Source organism: Pseudomonas sp. M47T1, assembly GCF_000263855.1.
GTDB lineage: Bacteria > Pseudomonadota > Gammaproteobacteria > Pseudomonadales > Pseudomonadaceae > Aquipseudomonas.
Window position 1 is genome coordinate 153304 of sequence record NZ_AJWX01000013.1, and the last position, 15426, is coordinate 168729.

Sequence of the window (15426 nt, forward strand, 5' to 3'; positions counted from 1 at the left end):
TAAACAACAACCAATCAGTTATTGGATAGCCGCAGCGTTTTATTCCCACAAGAAGCTTCAATCCGAGGAAGCCGTTCATGAGCCACCTGAGCTTTACCCCCTTGCCGCAACTCGACGACGCCAACCGCTTCTTCTGGACCAGCGGCCAGACCGGCACCTTGCAGGTCTTGCGCTGCGCCGATTGCGAACACTGGGTCCATCCGCCGGCGCCGATCTGCCCTGTGTGCCAGCAGATGCACCTGGCCCCTGCCGCCGTCAGCGGCATGGCGACCGTGCAGGCGGTGACCATCAACCATCAGTCCTGGGTGCCAGGTATCGAGTTGCCGTATGCGATCGCCATCGTCGAGCTCGACGAGCAGCCGGGCCTGCGTCTGACCACCAATGTGGTCGGCGTACCGGTGGAGCAGGTGCAGATCGGCCAGCGGGTGCGCGTGGCCTTCGAGCATCGCGAGGATGTGTGGCTGCCGGTGTTCACGCTGGCGCTTTGAGCTTTGAGCTTCGAGCTTTGAGCTTTGAGCTTCGAGCGAGGCCGGCGCAGCGTGAAGGCTGCGCCGGACGGCTCAGTCCCTGGACAGGGGCTCGGGGTGATTGCAGCTCGAGGCGATCACTTGCACCACCACCCGGGCCTGCGCCGCGAGCAGGCGGCGGGTGCCGACGCCCTTGTTGACCACATCCGGGTCGGTGGTCGCCATGCGTTCCATGGCGCCGTGCAATACCGACGCCAGGGCGCGGGCATCGCCACGGGTGATCTTGTTGTCGGTGGGGCACATGCCAATCATGCGCTGCGCCAGCAACTCGACGAAGGGCACGTAGACATCCATGCGCAGCTTCTCGAAGTTGGAATCACCGCGGTCGGCTTCCATGTTGCGATAGCGCAGGATCTCCCGGTGGTTGTCCCACACCTGATTGAAGACCTCGACCAGCCGCACGGCCTGCACCTCCAGGCGATCCAGCTCCCAGACCTCGTCCAGCACCTCGAGCGCGCTGCCCATGTCATGGCCGGCCGACTCGCTGAGGGCGTAGAGCACGTCCTTGATGTCGTCGAAGTACATGTAGAAGGTGCCCGAAGACGTCTTGGCGATCTTGGCGATGGAGACGGCTGTCATCTCGACCGGAGACATCGTCTTGAGAAGTTTTCCCGCCGCGTGCATCAGCCTCAGACGAGTGGCCTGGCCTTTAGGGCCCAGTGCCTGCCCTTGCTTGTTGGTGGTGACCGCTGTGTCCATGAATCTCTCGCATCGATACGCCGAAGGCCACGTAAACCGTGGGGTTGGCAGAAACTGACAGTTTTGCAGTAATCAAAATTATATAGCCTTGGGCGGCCACTGACCACCCGCCTCTGACATCAAGACTCGCCATAACTGTCGATCTATCAGTTATACTCGAGCACACCCGGCATACGTACAACAAGGAGAATCCCGATGCCCGCCACCCCCCTCCCCCCTCTGCTCATCGAAGCCGCCATCTGCCCGTTCCGCTTTGGCGAACCGGTGTGGGACGAAGCCGCCATGGCCCGCGAGGCCAGCGACTGCCATGCCGCCGGCGCGGCGATCATTCATCACCACCATGATTTTCGTCTCGACTCACCCAGCTCCATCAACGAAATGCGCGGCATGGGCCAGGCGATCAAACAGCGCCATCGCGCCGCGCTGCTGTATCCCGATTTTCTCAAGGAAGACAGCGTGCAGGGCCGTGTCGGGCATTTCGCGCCGCTGCTGCAAGCCGGTGCCATCGACCTGTTGCCCGTGGACCCCGGGCGGGCCAATTCCGGGCAACTGGACGCCGCCGGCCTGCCGCTGGGCGACAACAAGGTGCAGGCCACCTTCGACGATGCCAACTACATCCTCACGCTGGCGCACGAGTACGGCAAACCGCTGGCGATCGGCATCTACGAGCCCTACAACCTGCGCTGGGTACTCGCCCATGCAGCGGCGGGCAACCTGCCCCGCGGCTCGCTGGTGAAGCTGTACTTCGGCGGGCGCCATAGCTTGATTCATCTGGGCCGCAAGGCGCTGAACTTCGGCTTGCCACCGACCCGCTCGGCGCTGGATGCCTACCTGGACATGCTCGATGGCACCTCTTTAGCCTGGTCGGTGGGCCTGATGGGTGACGCATTGCTGGACAGCCCGCTGGCCCGCTACGCCCTTGAGCGTGGCGGCCATCTGCGGGTCGGGATCGAGGACGCCGCCGGCACCTCGCCCCTGGGCAACCGGCAGATGGTAGAAGCCGCCGTGGCACTGGCCGCTGAAGTCGGCCGCCCGGTGGTGGTCGGTGATGCCGCCTTGCAGGCGCTCGAGGGTGGCGCGTTGGCGCGGCGGCACAACGCCAGCTGACTGCGACGAACCCACTGGCCCGGCAGACCAGTGGGCTCTTCAACCGTGAGGGCGCATTTTCCAGGCCGGGACGGCGGCAATCACGAACAACACACCCAGCACCATCAAGGTGTCTTGATAGCCCAGCGCCCTCGCCCATTCATGATTGACGCCGGGCTGCTCACGCACCGCCACCCGAGCCTCCAGCACCAGCGCCAGCAAACCCGGGCTGAGGGCGCCGCCCAGTTGGCGCAGGAAATTCATCAGTGCCAACCCTTCGGCCATCGCCGCTGGCGGCAGGGTACGGCTGGCGGTGGCATCCAGTGCGGGGATCACCATGCCCAGCCCCAGGCCGCGACCAAAGGTGATCAGCGCGACGATCAGCAGGGTCGAAGCCGCTCTGCCGACATCCGCGACCAGCGCCAGCGCCGTGAACGAAATGGCAAAGCACAGCAAGCCGCCGGCCACCACCCACTGCGGGGCGCGGGCATCAGCCATGCGCCCCGCCACGGGAATCATCAACAGCATCACCAGCCCGCCCGGCAACAGCATCAGCCCGGTGTCGAGTGGCGAGCGCCCGCCCACGACCTGCAGGAACATTGGCAGCACATAGGCCGAGCCCCACACCCCAAAGCCGTAGACGAATGACACGCAGCCCGCTGCCGCAAAGGGCAACACGCGAAAATGGCGCAGATCGACAAGGGGCATCCGACAGCTCAGCTCCTGGCGCACGAGACGGGTCCCCAGCGCCAATAGCGCACTGCCCCAAGCCAGCGTCCAGGCCGGCGGCCAGCCATTGAGCTGCAACTGCGTCATGCCACCCAATAACAGGCAAAGCGTGGCCGTCAAGCACACGAACCCGCCCCAATCAAAGGGGGGTGCAGCGCCGGTGTGTGCAACCTGCGCAGGCAGGGCCACGCGCGCCGTCCACAGCGCCACCACACAGAACGGCAACGGCATCCACATCAACGCCCGCCAGCCCCACACCTGCATCAGCAGCCCGCCCACTGCCGGGCCGAGCATGGGCGCCAGTACCACGCCCATGCCGAACACCGCCATGGCTCGGCCACGTTGGTGCTCGGGGTATGCCGCAGAGAGCGCAACCACCCCCAGAGTGGTGATCAAGCCGCTGGCCATGCCCTGAACGATGCGACTGGCGATCAGCACCGCCAGGCTGGTACTCAGCCCACAGGCCGCGCACCCGAGGATGAACACCAGCAAAGTACTCATGAAGGTACGTCGCACGCCAAAACGCCGCGCGCTCCAGGGCGCCAGCAGCATCGACAGCGTGCCCGAGGCGGTGAACCCGGTGATCAACCAATGGGCCGTGGCTTGCCGGGCACCGAGGGCATCGATGATCGCCGGCAAGCCGATATTCATGATCACCGCCGACATGGCAGCAGAAAAAGCCGATAGCAGCACCGTGAAGGTCAGCAGTGCCCGCCCGCCACGTGGCGAATCGTCCACTGCCCGCTCCTCGCCCGCCGACACCGCGTCAGCGGCTTCATCCATCGTCGAACACCACCTGGCAGTGGTTGAGAATCGCCACGTTGCGCTGCACCGACCACAGCCGCATCAGCGCCGTGCCCGGCCCGGTGTGCCACACCTGCGCCCGCACCGTCTCGTCGGCATGCAGGGCTGCCGTGTAACGCACGCTCAAATGGCGCAAGCGCTCGGGCCGATTGCCGCACAGCAGGTACAGCGCACCGCGGCAGGCCAGGCCGAACCCGCACAACCCCCGCAACACCGTCGCCGTCGAATCCTGGGCTGCCACAGCAAACTCTGCGGGCAGGCGAAACAGCGCATCCTGCGCCAACGGCGTGAGCATCTCGACTTCGGCGTCCGGTGCGCGCTCGGGAATGCTCACCCGCTCGCGCAACGGCTCGGGGTCGCCGCCAAAGCCGCCGTCGCCCAGGGCGATGGTCTTGACCTGCACCGTCGCCAGGCGCTGGCCCTGGTCGTCACTGAGCGTCTGCTGCTCGACGAACAAGGCGCCGCGCTGCGGCCCTCGATCATAAAGGGCCTCGATGGCGCGCGTGACCACCACGCGGCCTTCCACCGGCAAGGGTGCATACAGGGTGATGGCTTCTTCGGCATGCACGATCTGTTGCCAATGCAGGCCGGCCCGTGGATCGCGCTGCCAGAATTCACCGTCCGCCAGGGCCACCGCCATTGCCGGCAACGCCTGCAAACCGAGGACCTGGATGAACGGCTGATCCTGCGCAGACAGCGGACCGGGCAATCCGGCACCGAAGCCTTTGGCAAAGGCGATGGCATCTGCGCCGCTATAGCGCTTGAGCATCGGCGCAAAGGGCCACGCCTTGAGTAACTCGACATCCATGACAACGGTCCTTGAGTGAACGAAGGGGTAAACCGCAGGACGGCCAGCGCACAGCGGCTGGCGTCAGTTGCTGCTGTTTTTGACCGCCGCCATCGACGCCTTCATGCCGCGCGCGACCATCTCCTTGTGCTCGACCGTGGCATGGGTAAACACGTGGCTGTCGAAATGCGCCATCACCGAATTGCGAAAGCCCTGGATATCGGCCGTGCGGTTGAGCGAGCGCTTGAGCACATGCATCGCCACCGGCGGCGCCTCGGCGATCTTGTTGGCCAGGCGCAGGGTGAACTCCTCCAGCGAGTCGCGGGGCACCACATGGTTGACCATGCCCCACTCCTTGGCTTCGGCGGCGCCGATGCGCTCGCCGGTAAACAGGAATTCCTTGGCCTTGCGCATGCCCATCACCCAGGGATGCACCAGCACCTCCACGGCGGCGGCGCCCAGGCTGTGAACCACCGGATCGCTGAAAAAAGCGTCTTCGCTGGCGACCATCAGATCGCACATGTTGGCCACCATCAGCCCGCCGGCAATGCAGGCGCCCTGTACCTGGGCGATGGTCGGCTTGGGGAAGTCGCGAATGCGCATGGCATTGCCCAGATAGTGCTCCTGCTCCCACATGTAGATCTGCTCGGGCGTGAAGTGCGCTCGAGTGGCGATGCCGTCAACCAGATCATGCCCCGAGGAAAAATGCTTGCCCTTGCCGCCGAGAATCAACACACGGATCTCGGGGTCGTTTTTAGCCCGCTCCAGGGCGTCGTCCAGCTCGTCGAGCAACGCCTCGGATTCGGCGTTGGCAGCGTCGGGGCGGTTGTGACAGACCCGAACCACGGGGCCGAGCACTTCATAGCTGATATGCGAGTACGTCATGGGGTCCTCCTGGGACTCTTGTCATCCAAAACATCACTGGCCAACAAGATCAGCCAGCTCAAACAAACTGTCAAGTAGTTAGTTTTTTTATCCTGATAACACAAGCTCGGTGCGCCACATGTCACTAACACCCCTAAAAACGTTTTGCTTGCCCCTGCTTGCCAGCCTCAAAAGGTGAATGTATAACTTACACACCGTCAGTTTATTACTGTTCTCGACGGGATTTTTCCGCAGACCCGAAAGGAAAACACCGTGACCGACGATGTCGATGGGACCCTGGAACTGATTCGCGACCAGGCGCTCCGGCTGTTCAAGCACAGCGCCACGCCCGAACACCTCAAGCAGCTGCTAGAAGCACCCGGGCAGTTCGATACCGCCCTGTGGGGCGCCGCCGTGGAGCAAGTGTGGCCGGCCATCGCCGTGCCGGAAGCCGCGGGCGGTATCGGCCTGGGCTGGCGTGGGTTATGCGTGCTGATGGAAGCGCTGGGCAGCCACACCGCGTCCCTGCCGTTGGTGGGTAATGCGGTGGCGGCCGCGGCGCTGCTGGACAGCGGCGAGCCGCTGCTGATCGATGAGCCGGTGGCGGTACTGAGCAGCGGAGCAGCCATCGCGTGCCTGGGCCTGGGGCGCCCGCAGCATGACGACGCAGACGCCCCCGCCGCGTTGCGCTGGCAAGCGGGCGCACTTTATGGCAGTACCGGCCTGCTCGCCTTCGCCGCCGTGGCGGACTACGCGTTGGTCTGCGCCAAATCCGGGACTGACGACATTCTGCTGTGGGTCGGGCTCGATCAGCCGGGCGTGCAGCGCGACGTCGCGCCGACCTTCGACAACGCTCGGGCTTACGCGGGCCTGCAGTTCGACGGCGCCCACGCCCACCCCTTGAGACACAGCCAGCAGCCTGCCCGCCACTGGTTGCACCTGGCCGCACTGGCCACCGCGTTCGAACAGATCGGCGGCGCCAGTGCCTGCATGCTCATGGCCCGCGACTACGCCCTGGAGCGAGTGGCCTTCGGTCAGCCGATCGGGCGCTTCCAGGCCATCAAGCACAAGGTCGCGGACGTCTATGCGCGTGTGGAAATCGCCCGGGGCTGCGCCCTCGATGCGCTCAATGCCCTTGAGCAGGACGACCCGCAGGCAGCGGCGCTGACGATCGGCGCACGCCTGGCGGCCATCGACGCCTACGAAGCCGCAGCGCGGGAAAACATCCAGATTCATGGCGGCCTGGGCGTGACCTGGGAAGCCTGGCCCCACCACTACTACCGTCGCTCGCGCAGCCTGGCGCTGGAGCTGGGCAGCCAACAAACCTGGCGCGACGCGTTGCTCGCTCAGCTGGGCTTTGACCTTGCGGACCACCCATAGGGCCTCCCCCATGACACATGACACGCACTACCGCGCCACCGCGCGCCAATGGCTGGCCGCCCACGCGGTCGATTTCAGCGGCGCCGCCCGCCGCGGCCTGTCGCTGGCCGAAGACGTCGCCCTGGGCCGCGCCTGGCAGGCCCTCAAGGCCCGTCACGGCTACGCCGCCATCAACCTGCCCGAGCACTACGGCGGCGGCGGTGGCAGCGAGCTGGACAAGATCATTTTCAGTGAAGAAGAGCTCAAGTACGACCTCCCCACCGTCTACTACTCCATCAGCCTCAGCAACCCGCTGCCGATCTTCCTGCGCTATGCCAGCGAAGCCTTCAAGGAGCGCCTGGCGCCCCCGGCCATCCGCGGCGAGCACATCTGGTGCCAGTTGTTTTCCGAGCCCGCTGCCGGCTCCGACCTCGCGGCGTTGCGTTTGCGCGCCGAACGGGTCGACAACGGTTGGCGCCTCAATGGCCAGAAGCTCTGGACCAGTTGGGCGCAGCTGGCGGACTGGGGCGTGGTGATCGCCCGCTCCGATCCATCGCTGCCCAAGCATGCCGGCCTGACGTACTTCTTTCTCGACATGCACAGCCCTGGCATCACCGTGCGCCCTGTGCGTCGGCTGGTCGGCCACCCGGACCTCAACGAGGTGTGGTTCGATAACGTCTTGATCCCTGACGACCAGCGCCTGGGCGAGGTCAACGGCGGCTTCAAGGTGGCGGTCGAGACCTTGATGATCGAACGCTACGGCGTCACCGACGAAACCGCCGACTCGCCGCCCCTTGAAGCCTTCGTCGAACTCGCCCGCGGCGCACGCCTCAACGGCCGCCCGGCGCTGCTTGATGGCGAAGTACGCCAGGCTATCGCCAAGGCCTTCGTCGAACGCCAGGGCCTGCGCAGCATCCACAGCCGGGCCATGGCAGCCATTGCAGCGGGGCGCGAACCGGGCCCCGAAGGCGCCATCCGCAAGTTGCTGATCGGCCGCACGCGCCAGCAACTCGGGGCACTGGCGATGGACTTGCTGGGCCTTGAGGCGCTGCGTTTGCCCGCTGACAGCCTGTCGAGCCGCGACTTCACCCATGCCTGGCTCGACCCCAGTGTGCGCATCGCCGGGGGCACCGATGAAATCCTGCTCAACACCCTCGCCGAACGCGTGCTGGGCCTGCCCCAGGATCACCGTCCCGACAAGGGCCAGCCCTTCAACACCGCACTGCGCTGATGCCCGGCGCGTACCCGCGGTTAGCGCCGCCGAGCCGTTTGTAAAAAGGACCAAGTGATGGATTTGAGACCCGACCCTGCTGATGATCTGTTTCGCCAGCAAGTGCGCCAGTTCCTGCGCGAGCAACTGCCCCCCGACATGGCCGAGCGCAACCGCCTGGGCTACCACTTTCTGCGCGAAGACATGCGCCACTGGACGCGCCTGCTGCATGCCCAGGGCTGGGCCGGAGCCAACTGGCCCAAGGCCTGGGGCGGCACCGGCTGGTCGCAATTGCAGCAGTTCATCTTCGAGGAGGAATGCGCGCTGGCCGGTGCCCCCCCGGTCGATGTCGCCGGGCTGCGCATGTTCGGCCCCGTGGTGATGACCTTTGGCAACGAGCAATGCAAGGCGCGCTTCGGCCTGCCGATTCTGACCGGCGAGCTTTTCTGGGCCCAGGGCTTCTCCGAGCCCAATGCGGGCTCCGACCTCGGCTCGCTGGCCACACGGGCGGTGCGCGACGGCAATGAATACGTCATCAACGGCCGCAAGATCTGGACCTCCTACGCCCACAACACCGAGGTGATCTGCGTGCTGGCACGCACTGACCTCACCGCCAAGCGCAGCTTCTCGATGATCGTCGTCGACGCCCATGCGCCGGGGGTCAGCATTCGCCCGATCATCGACATCGGCGAAGGCTACAGCCTCAACGAAACCCTCTTTGAAGACGTGCGCGTACCGCTCGACAACCTCATCGGCGAAGAAGGCCAAGGCTGGAACTACGCCAAGTTTCTGCTCGACAACGAGCGCGCCTCGAGCGCCGAAGTGCCGCTCAACAAAAGCAACCTGATGAAACTGCGGCGGATGCTCGCCCTGCCCCGCGCCGACGGCTCCCGCCGCCTTGACGACCCCGGCGTCGCCAGCCGCCTGGCGCAACTGGAGGTGCATTTCCAGGCGTTGGAAATGATGACCCTGCGCGCGCTCACCGAAAAGGATCAAGGCTCACGCCTGCCGGTCGGCTCGCTGCTCAAGCTGCGCGGCTCCGAGCTGCTGCAGAAAATCGGCGAGATGCAGGTCGAGGCCCTTGGCGACTATGGCGCCTACGTTTACGCCGACCCGCACGAATCCGCCGTGCCCTGGCCGCCCGGCCCCGCCCATGCGCCCGGGGTCGTCGCCGACTTCATGTACCGGCGCGCCACCACCATCTACGGCGGCGCCAACGAGGTCCAACGCACCATCATCGCCCGCTCATTTCTGGAACTCTGACCATGGACTTCAACCTCAGCGAAGAACAACAAATGCTGCAAGACAGCGCCCGCCGGATGTTGGAGAAGCACTGCCATTTCGAAGCGCGCCGACCGATCATCGAACAAGGCAGCTTCAGCCCGGCCCACTGGCGAACCTTCGCCGAACTCGGCTGGCTGGGGCTGTCCATCCCGGAAGAATATGGCGGCCTGGGCGAGGGCCCGACCAGCATGGCGGTGCTGATGGAGGAGTTCGGCCGGGTACTGCTGGTGGAGCCTGTGTGGGCGGTCAGTGTGTTGGCCGCACAGACCCTGGTGGCCGCCGGCGATGAGACCAAGGCCCAGGCCATTCTGCCGCTGCTGGTGGCCGGAGAAGCGCGGCCGGTGCTGGCCCACGGTGAAGAAGACGCAGGCGGCATCATCGAACACGTGGCCACCACCGCCGTGCGCAACGCCAGCGGCGGCTGGACGCTCTCGGGCAGCAAGACACTGGTGGTGGGCGGCAATATCGCCGACCTGCTGATCGTCTCGGCGCGTACCGCCGGGCAATGCCGTGATCGTGAAGGCATCAGCCTGTTCCTGGTCAAACCTGACGCACTCGGCCTGACCCGCCACAACGTGCGGCTGATCGACAACCGCTGGGCCGCGCACGTGCAACTCGATGCGGTCCAGGTCAGCGAACAGGACCTGCTCGGTACCTTGCATCAGGGTTTTTCACCCCTGCAGAGCGCCCACGCCCACGGCACGGTGGCGTTGTGCGCAGAGGCCATCGGGGTCATGGAACAGGCGCTGTGGATCACCCGCGACTACCTCAAGGTGCGCAAGCAGTTCGGCGCGCCACTGAGCAGTTTTCAGGCGTTGCAACATCGCATGAGCGAGATGCTCGCCGAGCTGGAGCTGTCGCGCGCCATGGTCTTTCGCGCCCTCTCGCACTTCGGTGCCGCCGAACCTGCGCGCCAGTTGGCGCTGTCATCGACCAAGGCGCATATCGGCCAGAGCGGCAAGTTCGTCTGCGGCCAGGCGATCCAGCTGCACGGCGGCATCGGGGTGACGGAAGAGTACGTGATCGGTCATCACTTCAAGCGCATGACCCTGATCGACCAAGCCATGGGCAACTCGCACTTTCACCTGCAGCGCCTGGCCGAACACGAATGTGAAGTGCCTGGCGCGCCAGTGGCGCTCGATCAGCCCGTGCCGGCCAGCATCGACGTACCGGTGCCGGCAGAGTTGGCACACACCTGAGGGCGGTGGCCGCGCTGACACCCGCAACGGGTGGCAGCGCCGCTATTCAGCAGGCCAGTTCGTGCACCACCACCGTCTGTGAGCGCAAGGCTTTGACCGCCGCATAACCGCCGTGCACGGCATCCCCGATGCGCCCGCCGCGATGGGCATCGCCAATGGCCACGAACGGCACGCCCGCAGCGCGCAGCGCCTCGGCCAGCTCAGTGTCAGGGCGGCGCCCCTGAGCGATCAGCACCCGGTCGCACAGCAGCGTCCAGGGACTGCCGTCCTCACCGCTCAGGCTAACCGAGGCAGTATCGGCGCCGCTGATGGAGAGAATCTGCGTGCCGTCGACGATCCGCACCTGCGGGTTGCTCGACAGACGCGTCAGCAGCACACCGCGATAGATCGCCTCCGCCGCGCGGGCCAGTTGGCTGGCCGGCGAACGCGACACCAGCACCACATTGAAGCCACGCTCGGCAAGGTATTCGGCGGATTCGCAACCGGTCTCGCCACCGCCATAGATCAGCACCGGTAGCCCCAGGGGCGACGGCTGCCAATCGACCGCGCCCATGAGCAATTCATAGGCATCGAACACCCGTTGACCGTCGGTGCCCGGGATGTCCAGGCTCAACGCCCGGCCGCCCATGGCGAGGATGACGATCGCCGGGCGTGGCGCCAGCAAGGTGGCGAGATCGGCGCGCTGATGCAGGCGGACCTCGACACCACTGGCGGCCAGCTGGCGTTCCAGATAGTGCTGATACCACTGCAGCTTCTCCTTGAAGGGCGGCGCCGCCGAGGCGATCAGACCGCCACCCAAGGTATCGCGCGCCTCGAACAGCTCGGTGCGGTAGCCCGCCTGGTCGAGCATCAAGGCCGTGGCCATGCCCCCCGGCCCGCCACCGACCACCACCGCTCGCGCCCCGCGCTGGCTGCCGGCGTCCAGCGCCGGGTCGAGCTCCTGCCCGGTACGCGGATTTTCGGCGCAGCCGATCACCCCATGGGCACCGGCATGGCTGGTCACACAATAGTTGCACGAGGTACAGGGGCGAATACTCTCGACCTCGCCGCGCAGCGCCTTGCTGGCCCAATGCGGATCGGCCAGCAAGGGGCGCCCGAGGGCGATCAGGTCGGTGTCACCGTTGGCGATGGCGGCCTCGGCGGTCGCTGGCCAGCGGATCTGCCCCACCGATATCACCGGCACGTCCACCGCCGCACGAATGCGCCGCGCATAGGGCAAGCGCCAGCCTTCGGGCGCGGACATCGGTTCGATCACCTTGGCCATGCCGGTATAGCCGGTGCCCATGGACACATGCACAAGGTCCAGCCCCGCCGCCACCAGTTGCGGGGTGATGCGCTCCATATCGGCGATGCCCAACCCGGCTGGGGAGAACTCGTCGGCCGACAGCCGATAACTCAACGGCCGCTCACCAATGGCTTGCTTGACCCGGGCGATGACCCGCTGGGACAAGCGCAGGCGCCCTGCCTCATCACCGCCCCAGGCATCCTGGCGATGGTTGGTCAGGGGCGACAGGAACTGCGTCAGCAGATAGCCATGGGCGCCGTGCAACTCGAACGCCTGATAACCGGCCTGCACGCCCAGCTCTGCGGTGCGGCCAAAGCATTCGATCAAGTGCTCGATCTGAGCGTCGGTCATGGCCCGGGCCGTGAGCTTGCTCGGATCGCGACGCGATACTACATCGCTGGGGCCAATGGCGACCCCGCCCTCGACCAGCGCGCGCGGCACCCCGGAGCCACCGTGCTGCAACTGCAGGCACGCCACGGCGCCGGCCTGGTTGATGACCTCCACCAGGCGCCGATGACCGTCCAGATGGGCCGGCGTGTCCAGGCTCAACTGACGGTGCTCGGAGCGCCCGGTAGGGCGATGCACGCAGCAGAACTCAACGATGATCATGCCCACGCCACCCTCGGCGCGGGCCTTGTAGAAGGCGATCTGGCGCGGCGTGACGTGGCCCTCCTCGTCGCCCAGCTGGGTCGACATGGGCGCCATCACGATACGGTTGGGCAGGGTCAGATTGCCCAGCCGCAAGGGGCTGAACAGGTTTGGAAATGAAGGATGGCGCATCTTGTGGGTGTCCTCAAAGGGTGCTCGAAGCGAGCCCCATCAGCGGCGATCGATCACGCTGCAGGCGCCGATACCGATCTCGAAATTACCTTCCATCACCTGCACCGGCGCATACAGCCCGGCCGCCGCGGCGCCAGCCCTGATGCGACGCATTTCGGCGAGGTCGTCGGCGGCCATCCAGGTGCGGTCATGGCCCCAGAAGCTGGAGCCGTGCTGCACCTCGACCGGCTGCCAGGTGGCCGGGTCGATGCTGCGCCCGCCCCAGCCGTACTCGATCATGAAGCCGGACGGCGTATAGAGATAAAACGAGGTCATGAAGTCGTTGGTATGGCGGCCCAGCGTCACGCCCACACGGCCTTCGTCGGCCTGGGCCAGGTCATAGGCCTGGCCGACGTCGTCCAGGTGCTGCAACTCCAGCATGACGTGATGGATGCCGGTCTTGCCCGACTCCACCATGGCCAGGCTGTGGTGCCGCTCGCTGACATGAAAGAAGTACACGCGATATGGATGCGGCACATAGTCGGTCAGGCGAAAGCCCAGCACGTCGGTGTAAAACCACATCAGGTCGTCGATGCGCTTGACGTGCACCACCGCGTGGCCCATGCCGCCGACACCAGTACGAAAGCCGGTCAAAGGGCGCCCGGGCGCGAACGGCTCGGCCGCGATGCGGGCACCGTGGTACGCCATCAGGGCGTTGCCGGCGGGGTCGGTGAAGGCGATGGCCTGGCGTACGTGGCGGTAATCGCACTCGTTGCGCCCCAGCGGCCGCACGGCGACGTCGATGGCCTCAAGGCGCGCGCCGAGGGCATCCAGGGTTGCCTCGTCGTCCACCTCCCAGCAGAACACCGCGCTTTCCCCGGCGCCGTCGTCGCGGCTGACCAGTATCCGCTGCTCGCGATCGTCCATGCGAAACAGCAGGCCGTCGCGGGTCTTTTCCGCCAGCTGCAGGCCGAGGAAGCGCGGGCCGTATTCGGCCCACTCCTCAAGCTTGGCCGTGCGGATCTCGATTTGCCCAAGGGCGTTGATCAACATGATTGCCTCGCTGCAGACATCTGCCCGCTCAAACGTGGGTGGGCCAGCCGAGCGCCCGGGCGAAGACCCGATGCGCCGCTGCCAGATCCTTGATCGACCGACCGCGCCACACCACGTGCTGATCGGGGCGCACCAGAATCAACGGCGCGTCATAGATCTTCAGCAACTCTGGCTGGTCGATACGCAGCACCGTGAACGGCAGGTCGCGGCTGCGGGCCGCTTGCTCGAAGTGCTCGGCGGTGCCCTCGGCATCGCTGAACACCAGCAAGGTGAACCAGTCGCTCAGGCAGTCGTACAAGGCGGCGCCATTGGCCAGATAAACGCTGGGCAGCCGTGCGCCGGGGACGGTGGTCGGTACGTAGGCGAGGGTATCGAGCGGCACGACCGCGCCCGCCTCAGGCACCACGATCGGCGAGTCAGCGTAGATGTAGCCCAGCTCGATACCGAAGCTCTCGTTCTCGGCATTGCCGATCTGGCGGATCTGCTCGCCCACCTGGGCCCGCGCGCTTTCGCCTTCGGCACCGGGTGCTTCGAGCCGGTCGTCATAGAGCTTGCCGATCTGCACGCGCACCTGATTGTGGCGCCCGGAGCCTTCGCAGTTGCGCAGGCCTACCGGGCGACGTTCGGCCTCGTAGGCGTGCAGCAGGCCCTCGGCACCAAAGCCGCGGACAATGGCGGCGAGTTTCCAGGCCACGTCACACGCGTCGCCGATACCGGTGTTCATGCCATAGCCGCCGGTAGGGATGTACTGATGCGCGGCATCGCCGGCGATCAGCACCCGGCCCTTGCGGTACTGGTCGGCCACCACCAGATGCGGCACCCAGGCATTGGCCACCAGCACCTGATGGGGGATGTCGACGCCGGTAAAGCGCCGGATCAGCGCCGAGGGATCGGGGCTGCCCAGGGCACTGTCCGGGAAGCGCGTGTGCAGGGTCCAGGTGTCCTTGTCGTTCTGGGCGATCAGGGTGCCGTGGACCGACTGGTAGTGCCAGGCGAAACCCCAGCGTTGCAGTACCTCGCGGGCATCTGACTTGAAGTGGGTCATGAAGCGCTGCATGACGTTTTCCTGGCCCGTGAGGCCGATCTCCAGGCACCGCCGGACCTGGCTGCCACCGCCGTCACAACCGACCAGAAACGCACAGCGCACGGTTTCGACGCGATCATCGGCGCGGTGGCGCAAGGTCACCGTCACGCCTTGCGCATCCTGCACCAGGTCGACCATTTGCACGCCGAAGCGCACATCGATCAGCGGCGCTTCGTCGATCGCGCGCTTGAGCACCGGCTCGATCTCGACCTGCGAAACCCGCATCGGTGCTTCGAGCGGCTGACTGCCGTCGTTGTGCGCCTGGATGCGCGCATAGGCCTGGTCCACCGTGGCGTAGCGAAAGCGCTGCAGCTCGTGGCCGGCGAACGAGGTGATCCACGACACATCGAACGGGTGATCAGGCGCCACGGCCGCGGCGCGAAGTTGCGGGACAATGCCGATGCGCCGGAACAGCTCCATGCTGCGCGCGTTGGTGATGTCCATTTTCGGATGGCGGGTAGTGGTGTCGTTGCGCTCGACCACCATGCAGCGCACGCCGCGCCGCGCCAGCTCCAGCGCCGTGGTCATGCCGACAGGGCCGCCGCCGGCGATCAATACAGGGATGTTCATGGGGCTACCCTTCTGTGTGCCTTGGCCTGATTGCAAAACAAGTGCATCACTTGGATTCAGCGCTCGTCGCGCACAGGGTTGACCAAGGTGCCGATGCCGGAAATCTGGACCTCGACCACGTCGCCGT

The 15426-nt window shown here is 65.9% G+C and carries 13 protein-coding genes; 6 read left to right on the forward strand and 7 right to left on the reverse strand.

Going from position 1 to position 15426, the window contains the following annotated elements:
• Positions 1-77 precede the first annotated feature (77 nt).
• Complete coding sequence (locus tag PMM47T1_RS15380; protein WP_008370404.1) at positions 78-488, forward strand: Zn-ribbon domain-containing OB-fold protein; 411 nt, start codon at positions 78-80, stop codon at positions 486-488.
• 72 nt (positions 489-560) lie between these two features.
• Here PMM47T1_RS15380 and PMM47T1_RS15385 read toward each other — a convergent pair whose 3' ends face one another.
• On the reverse strand, positions 561-1106 hold the full coding sequence (locus PMM47T1_RS15385) for a TetR/AcrR family transcriptional regulator (RefSeq protein ID WP_008370406.1): 546 nt from the start codon (positions 1104-1106) through the stop codon (positions 561-563).
• A 315-nt stretch (positions 1107-1421) separates the two neighbouring features.
• On the opposite strand from PMM47T1_RS15385, the gene PMM47T1_RS15390 reads away from it, so the two are divergent.
• Positions 1422-2333 carry a 3-keto-5-aminohexanoate cleavage protein gene (locus PMM47T1_RS15390; protein ID WP_008370408.1) on the forward strand — a complete coding sequence of 304 codons (912 nt, stop codon included), beginning with the start codon at positions 1422-1424 and terminating at the stop codon, positions 2331-2333.
• Positions 2334-2372: 39 nt separating this feature from the next.
• Here PMM47T1_RS15390 and PMM47T1_RS15395 read toward each other — a convergent pair whose 3' ends face one another.
• From PMM47T1_RS15395 to PMM47T1_RS15405, 3 genes are all read right to left on the reverse strand, one after another.
• Positions 2373-3824: a DHA2 family efflux MFS transporter permease subunit gene (locus PMM47T1_RS15395; protein ID WP_008370410.1), complete on the reverse strand. Its 1452-nt coding sequence runs from the start codon at positions 3822-3824 to the stop codon at positions 2373-2375.
• Positions 3817-4653: a MaoC family dehydratase N-terminal domain-containing protein gene (locus PMM47T1_RS15400; RefSeq protein WP_008370412.1), complete on the reverse strand. Its 837-nt coding sequence runs from the start codon at positions 4651-4653 to the stop codon at positions 3817-3819. Before PMM47T1_RS15400 ends, PMM47T1_RS15395 begins: the two co-directional genes overlap by 8 nt.
• 63 nt (positions 4654-4716) lie before the next feature.
• Positions 4717-5517, reverse strand: a complete 801-nt coding sequence (locus tag PMM47T1_RS15405) for an enoyl-CoA hydratase (protein ID WP_008370413.1) — start codon at positions 5515-5517, stop codon at positions 4717-4719.
• Positions 5518-5769: 252 nt separating this feature from the next.
• Between PMM47T1_RS15405 and PMM47T1_RS15410 the strand changes: the two genes are divergently transcribed.
• The 4 genes from PMM47T1_RS15410 to PMM47T1_RS15425 are packed head-to-tail and all read left to right on the forward strand — an operon-like array spanning position 5770 to position 10548.
• A complete protein-coding gene (locus PMM47T1_RS15410) occupies positions 5770-6876 on the forward strand; it encodes an acyl-CoA dehydrogenase family protein (RefSeq protein ID WP_008370416.1) in 1107 nt (368 codons plus the stop codon).
• A gap of 10 nt (positions 6877-6886) precedes the next feature.
• Positions 6887-8086 carry an acyl-CoA dehydrogenase family protein gene (locus tag PMM47T1_RS15415; protein ID WP_008370417.1) on the forward strand — a complete coding sequence of 400 codons (1200 nt, stop codon included), beginning with the start codon at positions 6887-6889 and terminating at the stop codon, positions 8084-8086.
• Positions 8087-8143: 57 nt separating this feature from the next.
• The gene (locus tag PMM47T1_RS15420) at positions 8144-9328 is read left to right on the forward strand and encodes an acyl-CoA dehydrogenase family protein (protein WP_008370418.1); all 1185 of its coding nucleotides are present in this window, start codon (positions 8144-8146) and stop codon (positions 9326-9328) included.
• Between the two features lie 2 nt (positions 9329-9330).
• The gene (locus PMM47T1_RS15425) at positions 9331-10548 is read left to right on the forward strand and encodes an acyl-CoA dehydrogenase family protein (protein ID WP_008370419.1); all 1218 of its coding nucleotides are present in this window, start codon (positions 9331-9333) and stop codon (positions 10546-10548) included.
• A gap of 46 nt (positions 10549-10594) precedes the next feature.
• On the opposite strand, the gene PMM47T1_RS15430 is transcribed toward PMM47T1_RS15425, so the two are convergent.
• From PMM47T1_RS15430 to PMM47T1_RS15440, 3 genes are read right to left on the reverse strand one after another with little or no spacing between them, the layout of a single operon-like run.
• Positions 10595-12613 (reverse strand): oxidoreductase, encoded by a 2019-nt coding sequence (locus tag PMM47T1_RS15430; RefSeq protein ID WP_008370420.1) that lies wholly within the window; start codon positions 12611-12613, stop codon positions 10595-10597.
• 39 nt (positions 12614-12652) lie between these two features.
• Positions 12653-13645, reverse strand: a complete 993-nt coding sequence (locus tag PMM47T1_RS15435) for a VOC family protein (RefSeq protein WP_008370421.1) — start codon at positions 13643-13645, stop codon at positions 12653-12655.
• 28 nt (positions 13646-13673) lie between these two features.
• On the reverse strand, positions 13674-15299 hold the full coding sequence (locus PMM47T1_RS15440) for an FAD-dependent monooxygenase (protein WP_008370422.1): 1626 nt from the start codon (positions 15297-15299) through the stop codon (positions 13674-13676).
• Between the last annotated feature and the right edge of the window lie 127 nt (positions 15300-15426).